Source organism: Candidatus Aquicultor secundus (genome assembly GCF_002791875.1).
GTDB classification, from domain to species: domain Bacteria; phylum Actinomycetota; class Aquicultoria; order Aquicultorales; family Aquicultoraceae; genus Aquicultor_A; species Aquicultor_A secundus.
Genome location: NZ_PFNG01000205.1, coordinates 1 through 18,715, shown reverse-complemented (window position 1 = coordinate 18,715; position 18,715 = coordinate 1). Strand labels below are relative to the sequence as shown.

At 48.3% G+C, this 18,715-nt stretch carries 20 protein-coding genes; 14 read left to right on the top strand and 6 right to left on the bottom strand.

Annotation, left to right across the window (positions count from 1 at the left end):
• The 6 genes from COY37_RS08680 to COY37_RS08655 form a co-directional block, all read right to left on the bottom strand.
• Nucleotides 1-956 (bottom strand): flagellar biosynthesis protein FlhA (locus tag COY37_RS08680; RefSeq protein ID WP_286977231.1); only part of this gene is annotated, 956 nt, incomplete at its 3' end.
• Nucleotides 957-1,080: 124 nt separating this feature from the next.
• Entirely contained in the window at nt 1,081-2,166 is a 1,086-nt protein-coding gene (flhB, locus tag COY37_RS08675) for a flagellar biosynthesis protein FlhB (protein ID WP_286677723.1), read from the bottom strand.
• Nucleotides 2,167-2,191: 25 nt separating this feature from the next.
• Nucleotides 2,192-2,962, bottom strand: coding sequence for a flagellar biosynthetic protein FliR (gene fliR, locus COY37_RS08670; protein WP_286677722.1), 771 nt, complete (start codon nt 2,960-2,962; stop codon nt 2,192-2,194).
• A 15-nt stretch (nt 2,963-2,977) separates the two neighbouring features.
• Nucleotides 2,978-3,247, bottom strand: coding sequence for a flagellar biosynthesis protein FliQ (fliQ, locus tag COY37_RS08665; RefSeq protein WP_286677721.1), 270 nt, complete (start codon nt 3,245-3,247; stop codon nt 2,978-2,980).
• A 15-nt stretch (nt 3,248-3,262) separates the two neighbouring features.
• Complete coding sequence (gene fliP, locus COY37_RS08660; protein WP_286677720.1) at nt 3,263-4,069, bottom strand: flagellar type III secretion system pore protein FliP; 807 nt, start codon at nt 4,067-4,069, stop codon at nt 3,263-3,265.
• The gene (locus COY37_RS08655; RefSeq protein ID WP_286677719.1) at nt 4,066-5,022 is read right to left on the bottom strand and encodes a FliO/MopB family protein; all 957 of its coding nucleotides are present in this window, start codon (nt 5,020-5,022) and stop codon (nt 4,066-4,068) included. The genes fliP and COY37_RS08655 overlap by 4 nt, the downstream gene beginning before the upstream one ends.
• A gap of 413 nt (nt 5,023-5,435) precedes the next feature.
• Here COY37_RS08655 and COY37_RS08650 point away from each other — a divergent pair, with 413 nt between their 5' ends.
• The 14 genes from COY37_RS08650 to COY37_RS08585 all read left to right on the top strand — a co-directional run bounded on the left by COY37_RS08650 (nt 5,436) and on the right by COY37_RS08585 (nt 18,498).
• Nucleotides 5,436-5,897 (top strand): chemotaxis protein CheW, encoded by a 462-nt coding sequence (locus tag COY37_RS08650; protein WP_286677718.1) that lies wholly within the window; start codon nt 5,436-5,438, stop codon nt 5,895-5,897.
• A gap of 87 nt (nt 5,898-5,984) precedes the next feature.
• Nucleotides 5,985-7,811, top strand: coding sequence for a methyl-accepting chemotaxis protein (locus COY37_RS08645; RefSeq protein WP_286677717.1), 1,827 nt, complete (start codon nt 5,985-5,987; stop codon nt 7,809-7,811).
• Between the two features lie 50 nt (nt 7,812-7,861).
• Complete coding sequence (locus COY37_RS08640; RefSeq protein ID WP_286677716.1) at nt 7,862-9,268, top strand: methyl-accepting chemotaxis protein; 1,407 nt, start codon at nt 7,862-7,864, stop codon at nt 9,266-9,268.
• 15 nt (nt 9,269-9,283) lie between these two features.
• Nucleotides 9,284-9,772 carry a chemotaxis protein CheW gene (locus COY37_RS08635; RefSeq protein ID WP_286677715.1) on the top strand — a complete coding sequence of 163 codons (489 nt, stop codon included), beginning with the start codon at nt 9,284-9,286 and terminating at the stop codon, nt 9,770-9,772.
• Between the two features lie 167 nt (nt 9,773-9,939).
• Nucleotides 9,940-12,078 (top strand): chemotaxis protein CheA, encoded by a 2,139-nt coding sequence (locus COY37_RS08630; protein ID WP_286677714.1) that lies wholly within the window; start codon nt 9,940-9,942, stop codon nt 12,076-12,078.
• Between the two features lie 59 nt (nt 12,079-12,137).
• Nucleotides 12,138-12,755 (top strand): chemotaxis protein CheC, encoded by a 618-nt coding sequence (locus tag COY37_RS08625; RefSeq protein WP_286677713.1) that lies wholly within the window; start codon nt 12,138-12,140, stop codon nt 12,753-12,755.
• 2 nt (nt 12,756-12,757) lie between these two features.
• Nucleotides 12,758-13,243: a chemotaxis protein CheD gene (locus COY37_RS08620; protein ID WP_286677712.1), complete on the top strand. Its 486-nt coding sequence runs from the start codon at nt 12,758-12,760 to the stop codon at nt 13,241-13,243.
• Between the two features lie 11 nt (nt 13,244-13,254).
• Complete coding sequence (locus tag COY37_RS08615) at nt 13,255-13,617, top strand: response regulator (protein WP_286677711.1); 363 nt, start codon at nt 13,255-13,257, stop codon at nt 13,615-13,617.
• A gap of 24 nt (nt 13,618-13,641) precedes the next feature.
• A complete protein-coding gene (locus COY37_RS08610) occupies nt 13,642-14,688 on the top strand; it encodes a protein-glutamate methylesterase/protein-glutamine glutaminase (protein WP_286677710.1) in 1,047 nt (348 codons plus the stop codon).
• Between the two features lie 2 nt (nt 14,689-14,690).
• The gene (locus tag COY37_RS08605; protein WP_286677709.1) at nt 14,691-15,515 is read left to right on the top strand and encodes a CheR family methyltransferase; all 825 of its coding nucleotides are present in this window, start codon (nt 14,691-14,693) and stop codon (nt 15,513-15,515) included.
• Nucleotides 15,496-16,269 carry an HDOD domain-containing protein gene (locus COY37_RS08600; protein ID WP_286677708.1) on the top strand — a complete coding sequence of 258 codons (774 nt, stop codon included), beginning with the start codon at nt 15,496-15,498 and terminating at the stop codon, nt 16,267-16,269. The genes COY37_RS08605 and COY37_RS08600 overlap by 20 nt, the downstream gene beginning before the upstream one ends.
• A gap of 21 nt (nt 16,270-16,290) precedes the next feature.
• Nucleotides 16,291-17,139, top strand: a complete 849-nt coding sequence (locus tag COY37_RS08595) for an HDOD domain-containing protein (protein ID WP_286677707.1) — start codon at nt 16,291-16,293, stop codon at nt 17,137-17,139.
• A gap of 48 nt (nt 17,140-17,187) precedes the next feature.
• Entirely contained in the window at nt 17,188-17,700 is a 513-nt protein-coding gene (locus COY37_RS08590; RefSeq protein ID WP_286677706.1) for a chemotaxis protein CheX, read from the top strand.
• 48 nt (nt 17,701-17,748) lie between these two features.
• Nucleotides 17,749-18,498: a flagellar hook-basal body protein gene (locus tag COY37_RS08585; protein ID WP_286677705.1), complete on the top strand. Its 750-nt coding sequence runs from the start codon at nt 17,749-17,751 to the stop codon at nt 18,496-18,498.
• Nucleotides 18,499-18,715 lie beyond the last annotated feature (217 nt).

Genomic DNA, 18,715 nt, shown 5'->3' with positions numbered 1-18,715 from the left:
TACGATGCCCCTCCGGTTAATCCACCCATGATAAAGAAGGGAAGTTTAGGGAGCCCCGGAATCATTCCAAAAAAGATAATCAGAATGCCGGTTATCATAAGAGCCCGCGGTTGAGTGAATAGTTGCTTAGAGAGGTCTTGGCCTAAGTCGCTATCCGAGGCGACCCTGGTGACGATAATGCCGGCCGCAGTTGAGATAAGAAGGGTCGGGATCTGAATGGCAAGACCCGCGCCGATGGCGATTCGCCCAAAAGTCTGAAGCGAAGTCATAAGATCCATATTCTGCTGGGTGGCGCCTACGATAAAACCGCCGATCAGGTTCACGGCCGCGATGATAATACTCGCGGTGGCGTCGCCCTTGACGAATTTAGAGGCACCATCCATCGCCCCGTAAAAGTCGGCCTCTCTCTGAACGTTTCGCCGCCTCGTCTTTGCCTCGTCTTCAGTGATAAGACCGCTGTTGAGGTCGGCGTCTATCGCCATTTGCTTGCCCGGCATCGCATCCAGGGTAAAGCGGGCAGTGACTTCCGATATCCGGGCTGTACCCGTAGTGATGACGATAAACTGTACGATAACCAGAATGATAAAGATAACGATTCCGACGACGAAGTTGTCACCGATAATAATCGAACCGAACGAGTTGACTACACTACCGGCCGCCCCGGTTGAGAGGATTGCCCTGGTTGTTGATATATACAGGCCAAGCCTGAAGAGAGTGGTGACCAGCAGCAGGCTCGGGAACATCGAGAACTGCAGCGGCTCGTTGTTGTACATGGTAACCAGCAAGACGACAATTGAGAGTATCAGGTTAAAAACAAGGAGCCCGTCTATCAGGGCGGTCGGGATGGGTATGATAAGCAGCGATACTATAAGCGCTATGATAAGCGCAAGTATAGCATCACTATACTTGTTGAACTGTATGAGCCGTGATGTAGTAACTGCTTGGTCTGTTGCCATATCGATTCCGGTTTTAGTTCTACGATGTCTTGCTGTTAGTGTGTATGTCTATGCGTTTATTTTATATTATTTGCGGTCTAATATCTAACCCTTGGCACCAGACAGGTGAGGCGCCATGCATCTTTTATCGTGGCCTCGGGTTGCCTTGTCTGACCCCCCGGTTAAGCTGATATACGTAGGCAAGGATCTCGGCTATTGCCTTGTACAGGTCATAGGGGATTTCCTTGTCCACCTCAACGGTTTTAAAGAGGGATTGTGCAAGCAGCTTATCCTCGACAATCGGCACATTGTTTTCCTTTGCAAGTTCCCTTATCTTCTCCGCTACCAAGCGCTGGCCTTTTGCGACTACTTTCGGAGCCCCCATAGTCTCCGTATCGTACTTCAAAGCGATTGCCAGACGGGTCGGGTTCGTGATAACCACATCGGCGGTCGGTACCGCCTGCATCATCCTTGCCGCGGCCATCTCCTGCTGTTTGCGCCTGATATGTGCCTTAACCTGTGGGTCTCCTTCCATCTGCCGGTATTCTTCTTTTATCTCCTGCTTGGTCATCCTGATGCTCTTCTCGAAACTATAGCGCTGGTATATAAAATCAAGTAAAGCCAAGATAAGTAATGCGACCCCGATTTTCATTCCGACTTCGTAAAGTATCGAACCAAACGTCGAGAGCGTATCCCAGATATCCATATCCAGCGTGTTCACTATCTCGGCATAACGTCCCATAATAACTGAGTACGCCATATAGCCGATAACGATTATCTTAAGCGATGATTTTACCAGCTCCACGAGGGCCTTTCCTGAAAACAACCGCGATGCCCCAGAGAGGGGGTTGATTTTTTTCGCATCGGGGATGAGCGGCTTTGGTGTGAACATAAAGCCGATCTGAGCGATATTGGCGATAACTCCTACCACCAGGGCAACAAGGGCAACCGGCAGGACAATTTTCATAAAAAGAAGCGCAAGGTTAAGAAAGAGGTCGGCTACGATTTTCTCGTTGAGTTCGTATGAGGCCGGGCTTGAGAGAAAGAACCGCATAAGATCGCTTAAGCTCGTATAGATATTCTGCCCGAACGTCCGTATCGCAACAAACAGCGCCAGGATAATGAGGGCGGAGTTGACCTCCGTACTCCTTGCAACCTGCCCCTTTTTTCGCGCCTCAGACCTTCGCTTAGGTGTCGCTTTCTCTGTACGTCCGTCCTTATCCCCGGCCATGCTTACTCCTAATTAAAGCTAACTCCTACTTAATCGCGCCAAGTAACTGGTCCGGCATTTGGCCGAAGATTTTGACGACATATGCGGAAAAAAACGCGAGCATAGCGATAACCGTCGCAAATCCTATCGCTATCTTAAGCGGCATGCCCACAATAAAGATGTTTATCTGCGGCACTGCCCTTGATACAAGGCCCATCGCGAGGTCGGTCATAAACAGAACACCGATCGCCGGGCCGCCGACTTTTAGACCGATTATAAACATGTTGACGATCATCCCTAAGAAGTTTTCCGTGACCCCCGGTGTTATCGCAAACGTTGTAAGAGGGACGATCTCAAAGCTCTTGGCAAGCGCCGTGAGCAAGTAGTAATGCCCGTTAATCGCCAGAAAGATCAGCACCGCAAGCAGGTTATTAAACTGGCCCATAATGGATACCGAGAGGTTGCTGAGCGGGTCGACCACATTCACCATACTAAACCCCATTTGAAAATCGATGATTTGCCCGGCAAGCAGAAATCCCATAAACACAAGGTTGGCGGTAAACCCGATGACCGCACCAACGCTTAACTCTTTAGCGATCAATAATGTGAAGTTAATCATATCAATCGATTTATCTATCTGAGGACTTGGGATAAAGGGAAAGAGCGCAATCGATGTCATCAGCGCCAGCCCGATTTTTACCTGCGTTGGGATATTACGGCTGCCGAGAACCGGAGCAAGGAAGAACACACCCGAGACCCTGGTAAGGATCAGCAAGAATGTTAAGATATGTTTGACATCGGGCTGGAATATATCCAACGCATACCTCCTTGCTTACTTAAGATAGTGAGGCAGGTTGACAAGTAAATTAGTCGTAAAATCGACAAGTACATGGAGCATCCACGGACCGAATATGGCAAGTGCGAGTACGGTCGCAAGAACCTTAGGGATAAATGTTAGCGTAAACTCTTGTATTTGCGTGACCGCCTGCAGGATGCTTATAACAAGACCCGCCACGAGGCTGAAAAGCAGTATGGGAAGCGCGATCTCAAGGGTCACGATAAGCGCGCTTTTCCCGATTTCCATCGCCATCGAATCGGTCACGTTTCTCCACTTCCTTTAATTAAATCCCATTACCAGGGCTCTCGTTATAAGGTGCCAGCCATCGACTAAAACGAATAGTAATATCTTGAGAGGCAGGGAGATCATAACGGGCGGCACCATCATCATACCCATGGACATAAGCACACTTGCAACCACCATATCGATGATTAAAAACGGTATGAATATCAAAAAGCCGATAATAAAAGCCGCCCTGAGTTCACTAATAATAAATGAAGGGATAAGCACATAGGTGGGTATATCCGCTTGCGTTCTCGGTTGCTTCATTTTTGCGAGGTATACAAACAACGACAGGTCTTTCTCGCGTGTCTGTTTAAACATAAACTGCCGAATGGGCTCGGCCGCCCTGTCGTAGGCTTTATCATAGCTTATTTGTTTTGCCGTATAGGGCTTAATCGCGTTGTCGTTGATTTGCCCAAAGACGGGCGCCATAACGAAAAAAGTAAGGAATAGCGCCAGACCGATGAGTACCTGGGTCGGCGGTATCTGCTGCGTACCCAAGGCGTTTCTTATGAACGCGAGCACGATCACGATTCTGGTAAAAGAAGTCACCATAATCAGCAAGGCCGGTGCCAGCGATAACACCGTAAGCAAGAGTAAAACTTGCAGGCTTACCGCAATATCTTGCGGCCCCTTTGCCGAGTCGACCCCAAACGAGAGCTTAGGCAAAGGAATGCCATTCGCGGAAATACCGTTGGATGCCGTTTCCGCTGATACATAGCCCGTCATAACGCTAAACAAGATTGCAAGGACTAGAAGGCCGATCTTTACCGTCATCTTGGTCCTTGGCGAAGCACCGATCATTTGCGCTCTTCACCTCTGTCACGCTTTGGGCTCTGCCGTGAACCCCTTTTTTTGGTATCCTGTTCCTTAATGTCCTCCAGAAGTTTTCTTATGTTGTCTCCGGTCGAATGGAGTTCCTCGCTCCAATGAACTTCCTCTTGCGGTGCGGCTTCGCGGCGTTTCCGCACGGGCTTCCCGGATTTTTTCGTAGTCGCATTGGTGAATCTCTTGGTGAGTTTTTCGAGGGCGGCTTGGAACGGCTGAAGCGCCTCCGGCTTCTTTGCCGCTGCCTGCTTAAGCGCCTGCACTTGCTCGATCTCTACAAATTCGCTGAGTTGGTTGATATTGTTTCCTGCCAACCCCAGAACCAGCACCTTGTCGGCTATCTCAACAAGGCATACTGCTTTACCCGGTGCAAGGTACCGTATCTCAAGGACATTCAGCAGTTCGTTACCACCGCCCGTAAGGGTATTATATTTCGTCGTAAACATCTTAACCCCATAGATAGCGAGAAACCCTACGGCTAGGACAACGGCAAAGTAAAAGACGTATTTGATGAAATCAAAGATCGTTTGCAAAACCTGGATGATCGGGCTCGATTCCTCTTTCTTCTTTGCGGGGTCCTGGTACGAGTCCAGATGTAGCTGGCCATCGGATTTTGAATCTGCCCGGGGCTTGTAACCACTATCAGCCGGGGCTTCCTTTTTAGTCCGGTCTTGCGAGGGAATACCTATCTTCTTATCCGACTTGGCTTGTTCGCTTTTTGAAACCAAGGCACTATCGGTTGTATCACTTATCGCACGCTGGCTTTCCAGCACCTTGGCTTCGCTTGCTTGCAGAGGTTGGTTTGTTGGCTCTGCAACCGCAAATCCAACAGAGCACGCTAGAGAGAGGAATGTGAGCAGTAATACACATATAAATACATATTTAACAACATATACAACAGTGCCTTTCCGGTCTTTATCTGCGTTCATAGCTACTTTCCAATCCGAACAACGTTATGTGCTGTGACTCACCGGTATGATTATCTCTTTATGGGCTTGCCGGAAGTTAGGTTACCCGGTATACACCAGGCGTGCCGGCAACAGAAGAACAGCCGTTATTATCTTAATAAATATCCCAGAGTTGCCTTGCTAATGCAAGTGCCATACGGTTGCTTTACAACCATATGGGAGCCCCAAAACCCCTCGCCTTCAAATCTTAAGATTTTCTACTAAACCCATAGCATAAATTGGTCGATTAAATATCCCAGTGATGGCTCCAACGGCGTTTACTAGGGAAAACGGCCAAGTGCTCTTCATAAGTATATCAGGCGCAGTTTAACTAGCAAATGGACGATCGCCGTTTAGCTTAATTACTCAGAGCGGATAATCAGTGGAGGTGCGATATGGCAATAGACATATCCTTAGGACAAGACCAGTTAGTTGTTTTTGAAGTAGGAAACGAAGCTTTCGGCATCGATATCAGCTCGGTTCAGGAGATCATTAGATTTCAGCAAATAACCGACGTACCGAGGGCGCCCATGCATGTCAAGGGAGTTATAAATCTGCGAGGGAAAGTTATCCCGATAATCGATTTACGGGATAAGTTTGGTCTTGCCCAGACCGAAGAAACAAAGTCAAGCCGCATTGTTGTTGTCGATGTTCTTGGCTCAACCGTAGGAATGATCGTCGATGCGGTAAGCGAAGTTCTGCGGATAGGGACAGATCAGATCGAGTCGCCGTCATCGATCATCGAATCATATGAGAAGTACTTAAGAGGAATCGGAAGGCTCGATGAACGACTCATTCTTCTACTGGATTTAGAACGACTCATTCCTGAAGCCGGCCAGCTTAAAGCCGTTGCATAAAGCCCAACAAGGGATGGTCGGTAGCGTTATTGCAGTTACAAATCATCAAATAGTTCGTCAAAGAGGTATAGAATACAGGGGGTTAAGATGTTAAACCGCACTACCATCGGTATGAAGATCCTGGCGGGACTCATACTGATACTTTTACCGTCAATTATCATTGTGCTGAATAGTCCCAGTAGGTCGTTCGAGCCAAATGGCACCGGATCATCTCAAGATACGGTAAAAAAGATCGAAGCGGTCAGCAACCTGCAACTCGCGATTGAGCGAAGCAAAACCCCTGTACACGATACAGCGATAACCACAAACGCACAAGGCGCACAAGCATATAAAGCATCCCATTCCGTCATCGAACAGCAGCTCGATACCGTTGGCGGGATAATCACCTCACCTAAGGCCAGGCAGCTCCTCACGACAGTCAAAGCGAATGTGGCCGAAGCTGACGCACAAGCCCAGGATGTTTTCAAAACCACTAATCAAAACCAGGGCAAAGCAGTTACGACAAAGAGCGCCAGGTCCAAAAGCAGAAGGGGCGCGAGGTCACTTACTAACAAGACTACTCCAATATCGGGCAATGAAGATATTATAGGAAAACTCAAAGCCTATGATGTGTCTGTAAACAAGGCCTCGACCAATGCCGGCAACCTTTATAATCTTATAAATACCAACCAGGCCAACCTGTCAGACCAAGCAGCTGCTGCAAGGAAAAGAGCGAGTTCCGTAAACTTCTTGTTATTGGCACTATCAATCATAGCCATGATTGCAGTATATATTGCGTTAAAGCGCAAGGTTATCACCCCTTACACGCAAGCGCTTACAAAAATATCCGATGCTTCAAAGAATTTATCGTTCTCCTTCAAAGAGATTATTCAAAGCTCAAAACAGGCTGAAACCGCGGGAACTGCTATAACCGAATCGATCATTCATTTTTCCAGAGGGGCGGAGGAACAGGCCGGCGTAGAGACCGAAGTCAACGAACTCGTAAGCCAGATATCGGCGGCGGCAAATCAAGTTGAAAACGGTGCCCAAAGGCAAGCACAAGATGTTGCTTCAGCCTACGGTATTATCGAGCAGCTTTCAACCGCCGTAGGCAATGTAGTCGATAAAGCAAATATCGTTGCAAAAGTTGCATCCGAAAACCTGGGTACTGCTGAGATAGGAAAAGAGTCGATAGATGAGGCGATATCCGGAATGGAAGCGATGAGGAGCACCGTTCTATCATCCGCCGATAAAATTCAGGCTTTAGGTCAGAAGTCCAAACAAATCGGCGAGATCATCGAAGTCATCGACGACATCGCAGAGCAGACCAACTTACTTGCTCTAAACGCCGCAATCGAGGCGGCCAGAGCAGGAGAGCACGGTAAAGGCTTTGCAGTGGTAGCAGATGAAGTGAGAAAACTCGCCGAGAGATCCACCCGTGCAACCGGCGAGATCGCGGAGCTTATCAAAGGCATCCAGGATGAGACCATGCAGGCGGTCGATGCAATGGAAAAAGGCACGAGTGAAGTCGAGGCCGCAAACCAACTTACACAGCGTGTAGGGAAGGCCATCACTGAGATGATGGATTCAACCGAAGAAGTGATGATGGAGATAGCATCCGTCCGCTCGGCTTCTTCTCAGATGACCGTATCGCAAGACAAAGCACTGGAGTCGATTAACAGCATCGCTCACATAGCGGATGAGAATATAGCTTTTACGCAGGAGGTTACCGCTTCAAGCGAACAGGTACTGAAATCTGTCAGCGATATGATAAGGAGCCACGAGGGATCCTTATCATCGTTACAGGGGATACTGGCCGTTGGGAAAGAGGTCGGCATCTCGGTTGAGCAAGTATCAGCATCGGCCCAACAGGTAGCCGCAATGTCGAAAGAACTCGATGAGCTTATAAAATCGTTTGCCCCCGCCAACGACTAAAGGGATGAAGGATTAAGACGATACAATACAGTGATTTGAAGGAGGAAACAATGTTACCGATAATTATAACAGCGCTAGGCGCATTAGCTATGCTTGCAGCAGTCATAAACTGCCGGAGGCTTATCGCGATAGTTAAGAAGACGGAGTACGGCAAGAAGTGGATGGGCCTTTTTATGTTTATGGTGGCTTTCCTTGCAAGCTATGTTGCCTACGGAACCATACTGCTAAAAAACATACATATTCTTGATCCGAACCTTTTGGCCAGCTTCGTGTTTTTGTTTGGCGGTATCTTTGTCTTTCTAGTCGTCGCACTCAATTATTCAACATTTAACGGCTTGCTTGTTCGAAAACAAAAAGAGATGTTCATGAAGATATCCGAAACTGCCAGGGAACTTGCGACCTCAGCCCGGGGGCTTGCAGATGGCTCTGATACAATAAGCGCGACAACGAGCCAGATATCAGGGTCTATCACAGAGGTTGCCCATGAAGCCGGCCTGCAAAGTAGATCAACCGACGAGACGCATGCGTTAATAGATCAAATTGCAAATGCGATAGACCAGGTCTCAAAGGGAGCCGTTGAGCAATCAAGAAGTATGGCTGAAACGACCGGCGGTATGAATCAGTTAGCAAGCGCGATCGATAAAGTTGCGGATAATGCAAAAACGGTACTCAATGTCGTATCCGAAAGCTCTGCTGTAGCATCGAGAGGTCAGGAGGCCGTCGAGGAAACCATCCTGGGCATGAGCAGGATAAGCGAGACGGTTACCGAGTCCGCAAACAAAATCCAGGAACTCGGCCAAAAATCCAAACAAATCGGTGAGATCATCGAAGTCATCGACGACATCGCAGAGCAGACCAACTTACTTGCTTTAAACGCAGCCATTGAGGCGGCCCGGGCAGGAGAGCATGGTAAAGGCTTTGCCGTGGTAGCAGATGAGGTAAGAAAACTCGCCGAGAGAAGTGCCCGGGCAACAGGTGAGATCGCAGAGCTTATCAAAGGAATCCAGAATGAGACGATGCAGGCGGTCGAGGCAATGGAAAAAGGCATGAGTGAAGTTGAGGCAGGAAGCGAGTTAGCCCAACATGCGGGTGCTGCGATCGGCGATATAATGGAATCTGTAAATCAGGTTGTGTCAGAGATTGCAGAAGTTTCCCAGGCGGCAGAACAAATATCGGCTTCCTCCGGTAAAGTAGCTTCAGCCATGGATCAAATTGCCGCGATAACTCAGGAAAACACCGCGATTACCGAGGAAGTGGCGGCTTCTGCCGACCAGGTTGTAAAAGTTGTCGAGTCGATGTCGGAGTCCTCAAAAACCTCCGCACAATCGGCTATGGAAATATCTGCATCGTCGCAACAGCAGACCGCATCTGTTGAAGAGATCGCTGCATCGGTAATAGAACTCTCAGGCATGGCCAACAGGCTGAATGAGCTTGTCGAGAAATTCCAAATAGGGTAAGTAGGAGGTTTAAACGTGAGCGAGGAGCAAACATTTGAGCAAGACCAGCTAGTGGTCTTTGAAGTAGGCGAAGAATCGTTCGGTATCGATATTTCATTAGTCCAGGAGATTATCAGGCTTCAGCCGATCACAGAAGTACCCAGGGCTCCGATGTACGTAAAGGGTGTCATCAACCTTAGAGGTAAAGTCATTCCGGTCGTTGATCTGCGGGAACGATTCAGCCTCGGCGCGGGCGACGAGACAAAGGCTACCCGCATCGTCGTTGTAAACGTCCTTGGGAACACAGTCGGCATGATCGTTGATGCGGTCTCAGAGGTGCTTCGTCTCGCGACAGACGCAATCGAGACACCTTCAACGATTGTCGAGAGCGTGGGCTCGCAGTACCTCAAAGGGATCGGTAAGCTAGAGGAACGGCTGATCATCTTGCTTGACCTTGATAAACTTCTTGTCGAAATGGGTGCAACTCCGGTTGACAATGTAACCGATCTTTCGCAAGTGGCGTAGGGCGGGCGTGAAGCACTACCGCCCAACCTCAGCGAGAAGCTTATTCTCGCTGTGCAAAAACGATTTGAATTGTTATGCGCGTTTGCCGTAGCTTTAAAGCTTTTACAATATTTTGCTGCTTTTAATTTAGACAGGTTAGTAGCTTTCAATAAGTATGGGAGTTAGGAATGGACCTAGTATTTGATGCTTCACCAGATGATTTAAAGGTATTTGTGCAAGAAGCTGAGGAGTTAATCCAACAGCTCGATGAAAACGTTCTCCGCTTAGAAAAAGAGGGACAAAATCCCGAGCTTATGCAGGAAATATTCCGTGCCGCGCATACCCTTAAAGGTTCTTCAGGCATGCTTGGCCACGAGCGTATGGCAGAGCTTACCCATGCTATGGAGACGCTCTTCGATAAGCTAAGAAAAGACGAGCTTGTGGTTACCACCGAGCTTATCGATTTATTGCTTGATTGCCTTGATGTCCTTAAAACACTTAAAGAAGAATGCTACACGTTACAATCAAGTGATATTGATGTTAAAGGGCTGAGCGCCACTATCTTGGCGTTTGCCGAAGGCGCCGCAGCCGCTCCAAAAGAAGAGGAAAGCCCCACTTCATTATCTCTTGAAGATCATGAAATAGATATTATTAACAGGGCCGAGATCGCGGGCTTTCAGGCTTTTTGCATAAGGGTCAAGATAGCAAAGGACTGCCCGATGCCCTCAGTGAGGGTCTTCCAGGTAGTAGAGGAATTACAACCGGTAGGGCAGATAATAAAAACCCATCCAAGCACCGAGGTCATTGAAAGCGGCGACTGCGGACATGACTTGGAGATAATTCTTACGGCTAACGAAGATCAGAGCAGCATTGAGAGCATCATAAAATCCATATCGGAACTATCCAGTTATTCGATTGAGCCATATCAATCCGATGCAGAAGCCGAAGTTGAGGAAAGCGCACCAGGGCCGGTTGCTTCCACGAAGGAATCCTCTGCGGATCAAAGAATGGAGGACTTAGGGCCGGAGGCACGTGGTAAGACCCAGCAGGAGATCAAGCAGATGCAAGCCGCAGCCGTTAAAACGGTAAGGGTTGATGTCGAACGGCTCGATCACTTGATGAACTTAGTGGGAGAACTCGTCATCGGTAAAACCCAGTTGCTTCAAATCGGCTCCGATCTTGCAGATAACTACCGCCTTGGAGATTTAAGCGGAACCCTCAACGAGGTCACCGCGCAGATCGGTCAAATCACAAACGAGCTTCAAGAGGAAGTAATGCGGGCCAGGATGCTCCCCATCGAGCAGGTCTTTAATAAATTCCCGAGATTGGTGAGGGATTTAGCGAGAACCGCCGGGAAGACAATTAACTTTGTCGTTGAGGGCCAGGAGACCGAAATCGATCGCTCTGTCCTAGAAGAAATCGGTGACCCGCTTATCCACATATTAAGAAACGCTATAGACCATGGCGTTGAGACTCCAGATGTTCGTAAGAAGGCTAAGAAGCCTGCCGAGGGCAACGTATATCTTGGCGCCAGGCATGAGGAGAACCACATTGTCGTTGAGGTATCCGATGACGGTCGAGGCATAGATCCCCAAAAACTCAAGGATAAAGCCATAAAGAAAGGTTTTCTCACGCCTGAGGCGGCCGAGAAAATGGGCGACCGCGATGCGTATGAGCTTATGTTTCTTTCTGGCTTTAGCACCGCCGAGAAAGTTTCCGAGATATCGGGACGCGGCGTTGGTATGGATGTCGTCAGGAACAATGTTAAGAAGATAAACGGAACAGTTGAAATTGAATCCGAACCAGGCAATGGAACCAAGTTTATTATAAAACTTCCTTTAACCTTGGTTATCGTTGATGCTCTGATCGTCGTGCTGGGCGAAAAACTTTACGCAATCCCGCTCAGCATGGTCAAAGAAGTCCTCCGCCTTGAACGCGGCGATATCAAGAAAGTCGACAAACTCGAGACCATCCTCCTGCGCGGCAACGTCCTTCCGCTGCTCAGGTTGGGCGAGTTGTTTAGCCATATAGGAAACGCTGACCGCAGAGATGACCAAGGCCTTCATGTAGTAGTAGTCGGTTACGGTGACAATAAGGTAGGCCTGATTGTTGATAACCTGGTAAGCAAGATGGAAATCATGATAAAGGCCCTGGGTGATTATCTGGGTGATATCGACGGTATCTCCGGCGCTACAATCCTCGGCGATGGCAAAGTCGCACTGGTAGTCGATCCCATCAGCCTTATTTCTAAAGTTGATACCCAGAGGTCCCTATCAAACCAGACAATCGATTTTGGAAAGCAACGAGGTCGCAAGAAGACGGCTTAAGCGCCGCTTGCTTGGTTGAATATTTAACGTAAATAAATGATAGATGAGGAGAGGTTGACGTGTCCCAATTAGCCGGCGGCCTGACGCCGAAGCAGAAGGAAATGCTTGAAAGAATAATCAAGCTGAGCACCGATAGCTCGGCGGTTGCCCTGTCGGAGATGACTGACAAAGCAATCTTCCTGCAATCGCCCCGACTCGATATTGTCGCACTCGAGTCTGTAGTCGGGATAACCGGAGGGGCGGAAGTTACCGCGGTAAGTGTTTTCTTGATGTTCGGGGGCGAGATAAATGGAAACATACTCTTGGTGTTCCCCGGTGATAGCGCATTTAAGCTTATAGATATAGTGATGCATGAGGATAGGGGCGGCATACAAGAGCTGGATGAGATGGGGATATCGGTGCTTGGAGAGGTAGGCAACCTTGTTTCCGCATACTTTCTCAGCACCCTATCGGATTACACGGGGCTGGATTTACGCCCGTCTTCTCCCATGGTCGCCGAGGATATGGTCGGCGCAATTATAAGCTCTGCCGTGATGACGTTGGAAAGGGCGCCGGAAGAGATCCTTTATATCGAAACCGAGATAGCAGACGAAACAAGCAAGATTGAAGGATACCTGATGCTCTTTACAGATGAAGACTCTCTAGGTTCATTACTACGAGCGATAGAAGCGAGGTAGCCGTGCCTGAAACGTTTAATGTAGGTATCGGCGAGCTAAAGGTCTCAAGGGATGCGCAAGCCACGATTATCACGAGAGGCCTTGGGTCATGTGTGGCGGTTTGTCTCTATGATAAGGTTACAAAGGTTGCAGGGATGGCCCACATAATGCTGCCGCAAGATAACGGCAAGGGTAGTGCCCTGGCCGCAAGATACGCAGACTCGGGGGTTCCAAGGCTCCTCGGTGCGATGGTCAAAGAAGGGGCTAATCCAGCTAATATGATAGTCAAAATAGCCGGTGGAGCCAGGATGTTTAATATGCCCGGCGGCAACAGTCTTCTGGAGATAGGGGAGCGCAATGTTGAGGCGGTTAGAGCCGTTCTCAAAGAACTTAAGTTGAATCTGGTTGCTGCCGATACAGGTAAAGATTATGGTAGGACCGTCGAATTATCAGTGACAACCGGAGAACTTTTTGTAAAAGCAATCGGTCATAATACGTTTGTAATATAGGAGGCATAAGAATGGGGAAGAATGTCTTAGTCGTCGACGATGCCGCATTTATGAGGATGAAGATCGTTAAACTCCTCTCTGATAATGGCTATAGTGTCGCAGGTGAAGCCGGTAATGGCGAAGAGGCCGTTATTAAGTACCAGCAACTCAAGCCGGATCTGGTAATCATGGACATTACCATGCCGGTCATGGATGGTATAGCCGCCATCACTGAAATTAAAAAGGTCGATGACGGTGCCAAAGTAATAGTCTGTAGCGCAATGGGGCAACAGAATATGGTCATCCAGGCTATTAAGTCTGGCGCTAAAGACTATGTGTTAAAGCCGTTCCAGCCCGATAGGGTCCTCGAGGCTGTCAAAAAGCAAATCGGTTAACCTTAAGTCTGGAGCGTGACGCAATTGTCTCAAATTAGGGTCCTAGTGGTTGATGACTCATTTTTTACCCGTAAGCGTTTAATTGATATGTTGTCGTCAGACCCCGAGATAGCGATTATTGATACTGCACAAAATGGTTTTGAAGCTATTGAAAAAGTAACTAAGCTTAATCCCGATGTCGTTACGCTTGATATAGAAATGGCCAAAATGGATGGCCTTACAGCCCTCGGTCATATCATGAAGGAACACCCCACCCCTGTTATTATGGTGAGCACCTTAACCGATGAAGGATCTGAAGTGACCGCCCAGGCACTTCTGGAAGGCGCCGTCGATTTTATACATAAACCCACCGATCTAACCAATATAAAACTCACTGAGGTCAAGGATGAGCTTATTGCCAAGGTTAAGGGCGCGGCCAGAGCTCAGCTCAAACGAAGGGTCGGCCTAGTCCGCCCCCGGAGCATAGATCCGGCATCCGTCACTATATCCGATGCCGTAAAGAATAAAATCGTTATGATAGGTTCCTCAACTGGTGGACCTCGGGCATTAATAGAAGTACTACCCAGGCTTCCTAAGAACTTTCCAACCCCTATCGTGGTCGTCCAGCATATGCCGCCAGGACCGTTTATACGATCCATCGCCAAGAGAATTGAATCAGAATCAAATATTAGGGTGGAAGAAGCCCAGAATGATGACCGCCTGCAGCCCGGGGTGGCCCTCATGGCGCCGGGTGGCTACCACATGCTTATCGAAAAAGGGGGCATCATTAAACTCAGCCACGGCCCCGCAGTAAACTCGGTCAGACCCTCGGTAGACGTAATGATGAGTTCCGGTGCGACCGTTTATGGCGCAAATGCAATAGGAGTCATCCTTACCGGAATGGGCAGGGACGGCGCCAACGGTATGGCGCTGATAAAGAGCAAAGGAGGGCACACGATTGCAGAGCATGAATCAACCTGCGTCGTCTACGGGATGTCGAAAAGCGTTATAGATAACGGAGATGCCGATAGTATCGTTCCGCTGGATCAAGTGCCCCATGAAATAATGAGAATGATCGAGGGGAGAAGGTAGCCATGGCTAATTATATAGACAGCCCGGAATATCGTTATTTTGTACAGAAGGTAAAAACTTTTGCAAACATCAATCTTGAAAATTACAAGCCGTGGCAGATTCAACGAAGGCTTACCTTTATCATGGAGCAAGTCGGAGCTAAAGACTATAAAGCATACGCAGATATTTTGGCCAGCGATAAGGAACGGTTGAACCAGTTTATTGATTGGGTAACCATCAACGTATCCGAGTTCTATAGAGATCCTCTGAAGTTCAAGGAACTCCAAGCAGCGGTCTTTCCCGAGCTCTTAAAGCATAGCAAGCAACTCAAAATCTGGAGTGCCGGCTGTTCAAACGGCTCCGAGCCATATACGCTCGCACTGATGCTCGAGGAAGTAACACCGGGTGTGCGACATACGATTATTGGTAGCGACCTTGATGACCGTATCCTGCAAGCAGCAAGAGAGGGCCGCTATTTGGAAAAGGATATCCGTAACGTTCCTCGACACCTGGCGCAGCGCTTTTTCAAGAAGTCCGGAAATGAAGTTGAGTTAAGCGATGAGATCAAGAAACGGGTTACTTTTAAAAAGCAAGATTTATTAAAAGACAGGTATGAGGATGGATTTGACCTAATACTGTGTCGAAATGTAGTTATCTATTTTACGAACGAAGCGAAAGATACTATCTACCGGAATTTTTGGGCGTCGCTCAAAGAGCACGGCATTTTTTTTGTAGGCGGAGCCGAGAGTATTCTTAATGCGAGAGACCTCGGTTTTCAAGTTTTCAGGCCATTCTTCTACGCTAAGACCCCGGATGTTGGAGGATCACATGTCAGAAAAGCTAGCTAACAAAATCAACGACAAAATCGAGAAGCTACCGCGATTTTCACAGATTGCCGATAAGGCTCTAATAGCCGAAAAGGAAAGGAGCCTCAGCGGGGAACCCAGCGAAGACCATGGCCTCCATGACCCTAAATTCGCAAAACAAATACTGCAGATGACAAATTTTACTACATACGGATTTGCAGGGAATCGAGCCGGGTCGTTTGAAACAGAGGCTTTTCTTGGAGAAGATGTTCTTCGCGGTGTGTTGCTGGCCTTCTCTCTTCGTGAGTTTGTCGATAGGGAACTTCATGCATATGGATTAGGTAAAGGGGAATTTTGGGAGCACTCGATGAATTGCGCCTTATCCGCATGGATGATTGCGACTAAAGTCGCCTATGATGATCTTGAGATGGCGTTTGTTGCTGGCCTTATGCATGATATCGGTAAGGTCATACTGGATGAATTTTTATCTGAAGAACGAGAGAAATTTGTCGATATAACATCCCAGGGGTATGTAACCCCTGTAGAAGCAGAGCGAACAATCTTTGGGGTAGATCATGCAGAGATAGGGGCACAGGTCGCAGCTCATTGGGGTTTCGATGAAAAAGTAAGCGAAGCCATCAGATGTCATCATGAACCTGAATTGGCGGTACAAGACCCCGATCTAGTAACAATCGTGCACCTAGCGGATTGCATATCGGTGAGCTTAGGGCTCGCGACGCAGGAAAAGAGCCTCATAGGTTTATTATCCAGTGATTTTTCAGGTTTAGGGCTTTAAAAGCTGATTTTGGAGGAAGCCATGGGACAGGATGTCGCACAGAGGATATTAAAAGAGGTAAAAGATCTGCCTCCATTTTCGGCTATAGCCAATCGGGCATTGAAGCTAACCAATAACCCAAGATCCTCGGCGATCGACATAAGTCGCGTCATTTCATATGATCCGGCATTTACCGCTCGCGTGTTGCGCATGGCGAATTCGGCATACTACGGTTTCTCCCGCAAGGTCACTACGGTCAGCGAAGCCATCGTAATTCTTGGCTATGAAACACTGAAAAGCGTTGTTTTAGCGCTTACCCTCCAAAAATTCTACGACCGCGAGGTTCATGGATATGGGCTTGAAAAGGGAGACCTTTGGAAGCATTCTGTCGGTTGCGCGCTTGCATCCCGTTTAATCGCAACCCAGGTGAAGTACGTTTCCGTAGAAGAGGCATTTGTTGCCGGGCTTCTCCATGATATCGGCAAGGTTATCCTCAACCAGTTTGTACGCGAAGAGATCGACAAGATCATCGAACTCTCGGGCTCGCAGGGGCTCTCATTCGCAGAGGCCGAAAAACAGGTGTTGGGATTCGACCACCAAGACATAGGCTCAAAAGTAGCCGAGAAATGGAACTTCAACGATAAGATCGTTGAGGCGATTCGCTGCCATCACAGGCCGGATCGCGCTAGGAAAGATATGGATCTGACGGCAATCGTCCACGTAGCGGATTTCATCTGCTTGAGCCTTGGCTTAGGGGTTGGAAGCGACGGTATGCTTTATCCGCTTAAAAAAGAAGCACTTGATAGACTGAAACTCGATGAGCCGGAGATCGATAATCTAATTTTTGCAGCATATAACATTACAGAGGAAATCGAGAAAATTTTAGCTTAAGCCGTACTTACGTTTGGTCGAGACATAAAAAAGAGAAGGGAATTGAGAATGCTAAAAGTTGAATTTGTAAACCCGTTTCTCGAAGCCGCATTCGAGGTCTTTGAAACGGAAACTAATTTAAAACTTGGGAAAGGGCCTCTGTCGGTCCAGCAGTCTTCGTTAACGTCTCAGGAAGTAAGCGTTCTTATAGGTGTCACCGGCGAGATACATGGCCAGGTGATCTACGGAATGTCTGCCAAGGTCGCTAAAAAGATCGCAGCAGAGATGATGGGCCAGCCGGTTCCGTTACTTGACGGGCTTGCGCAAAGCGCCATTAGTGAACTCGGCAACATGATTACGGGACTTGCGACGGTCAAGTTTGGCAAAGACTATGCAAATCTTGCCGTTACACCACCGACGCTTATCGTTGGTACAAAGGTTTTAATATCGACCATTGATATCCAGCGCTTATACATCGTTTTAATGAGTGAAGCCGGCGATATAGAAGTAAGCGTTGCTCTAAGAGAGCAGGTAATATCAGACGAACTGAGGGTTATCCATCCAAAGAAGGCAGTTGGATAGATAGAGCAAGAGCAGGAAGTAGCACTTTTATGGTAAAGGGGGTGTGAGATGATACGAGGATTGTATGCCTCAGCGACCGGAATGTTAGCTCTCATGACCAAGCAGGACGTTATTGCTAACAACATTGCAAACGCCAACACTACAGGATTTAAAAGGGATTATGCCTCAATCACATCGTTTCCAGAGGCGCTTATTTATGCCCAGGAACGGAGTGTCGGCGCAAAATACACACAATCCCCTATTGGTTCGTTAAGCATGGGTGTCGGTATTGGCAGGACCGGTTTTATTAACACCAATGGTGTGCTAAGGCAAACCGGCGCAAAGCTGGATCTTGCGCTTGCGGGAGACGGGTTGTTCGCAATCCAAACACCGGCCGGCGAGATGTACACAAGAAACGGCAATTTCACTAAAGATGGCTATGGCAGGATTACCGACCAAGACGGCCATCTGGTACTGGGAGAAAAGGGGACGATCAGAATCACCGGCAACGAGGTATTCGTTGACGAGGCAGGCAAGGTATACGTTGATGGGGCATATGCGGATACCTTGAAAATCAGGCAATTTTCCCCGGGAAACCTGGAGAAGGCCGGAAGCAACACCTTTGCGGCTAGCTCAAATGGAACGAAGGCTAGCGTGATTGTAAGGCAGGGGTACCTTGAAGGATCAAATGTCGATGCGACAAGCGAGATGGTCGATATGATGGCGATCGCGCGGTCCTTCGAAGCGAATCAGCGTGTGCTGAAGAGTCAGGACGATATATTGGGTAAGGCAGTAAACGATGTTGGAAGGGTAGGATAGTTAAGGCAAGAGGCTGGACCGGAAACGGAGGTCTCACACCCGCCGAATGATCGAGGCGGAACATCCCCAACATCTACGTAAGTCAACTAACCTTACCCGTCCTTTGTCCAAAATGTATATGAGGACTTGATTAAAGGAGGGTAGTATGATCACAGCATTATGGACATCAGCCTCAGGGTTGCTGTCACAACAGGTAGCAGTCGATGCCATTTCAAAT

Coding starts and splice junctions, on each gene's coding strand:
- COY37_RS08655 (WP_286677719.1), bottom strand. CDS start 5,022: ATGAACGCAGATAAAGACCGGAAAGGCACTGTTGTATATGTTGTTAAA.
- COY37_RS08645 (WP_286677717.1), top strand. CDS start 5,985: ATGTTAAACCGCACTACCATCGGTATGAAGATCCTGGCGGGACTCATA.
- COY37_RS08640 (WP_286677716.1), top strand. CDS start 7,862: ATGTTACCGATAATTATAACAGCGCTAGGCGCATTAGCTATGCTTGCA.
- COY37_RS08630 (WP_286677714.1), top strand. CDS start 9,940: ATGGACCTAGTATTTGATGCTTCACCAGATGATTTAAAGGTATTTGTG.
- fliP (WP_286677720.1), bottom strand. CDS start 4,069: ATGATCGGTGCTTCGCCAAGGACCAAGATGACGGTAAAGATCGGCCTT.
- COY37_RS08615 (WP_286677711.1), top strand. CDS start 13,255: ATGGGGAAGAATGTCTTAGTCGTCGACGATGCCGCATTTATGAGGATG.
- COY37_RS08595 (WP_286677707.1), top strand. CDS start 16,291: ATGGGACAGGATGTCGCACAGAGGATATTAAAAGAGGTAAAAGATCTG.
- COY37_RS08590 (WP_286677706.1), top strand. CDS start 17,188: ATGCTAAAAGTTGAATTTGTAAACCCGTTTCTCGAAGCCGCATTCGAG.
- COY37_RS08600 (WP_286677708.1), top strand. CDS start 15,496: ATGTCAGAAAAGCTAGCTAACAAAATCAACGACAAAATCGAGAAGCTA.
- flhB (WP_286677723.1), bottom strand. CDS start 2,166: ATGGCCGGGGATAAGGACGGACGTACAGAGAAAGCGACACCTAAGCGA.
- COY37_RS08650 (WP_286677718.1), top strand. CDS start 5,436: ATGGCAATAGACATATCCTTAGGACAAGACCAGTTAGTTGTTTTTGAA.
- COY37_RS08585 (WP_286677705.1), top strand. CDS start 17,749: ATGATACGAGGATTGTATGCCTCAGCGACCGGAATGTTAGCTCTCATG.
- COY37_RS08605 (WP_286677709.1), top strand. CDS start 14,691: ATGGCTAATTATATAGACAGCCCGGAATATCGTTATTTTGTACAGAAG.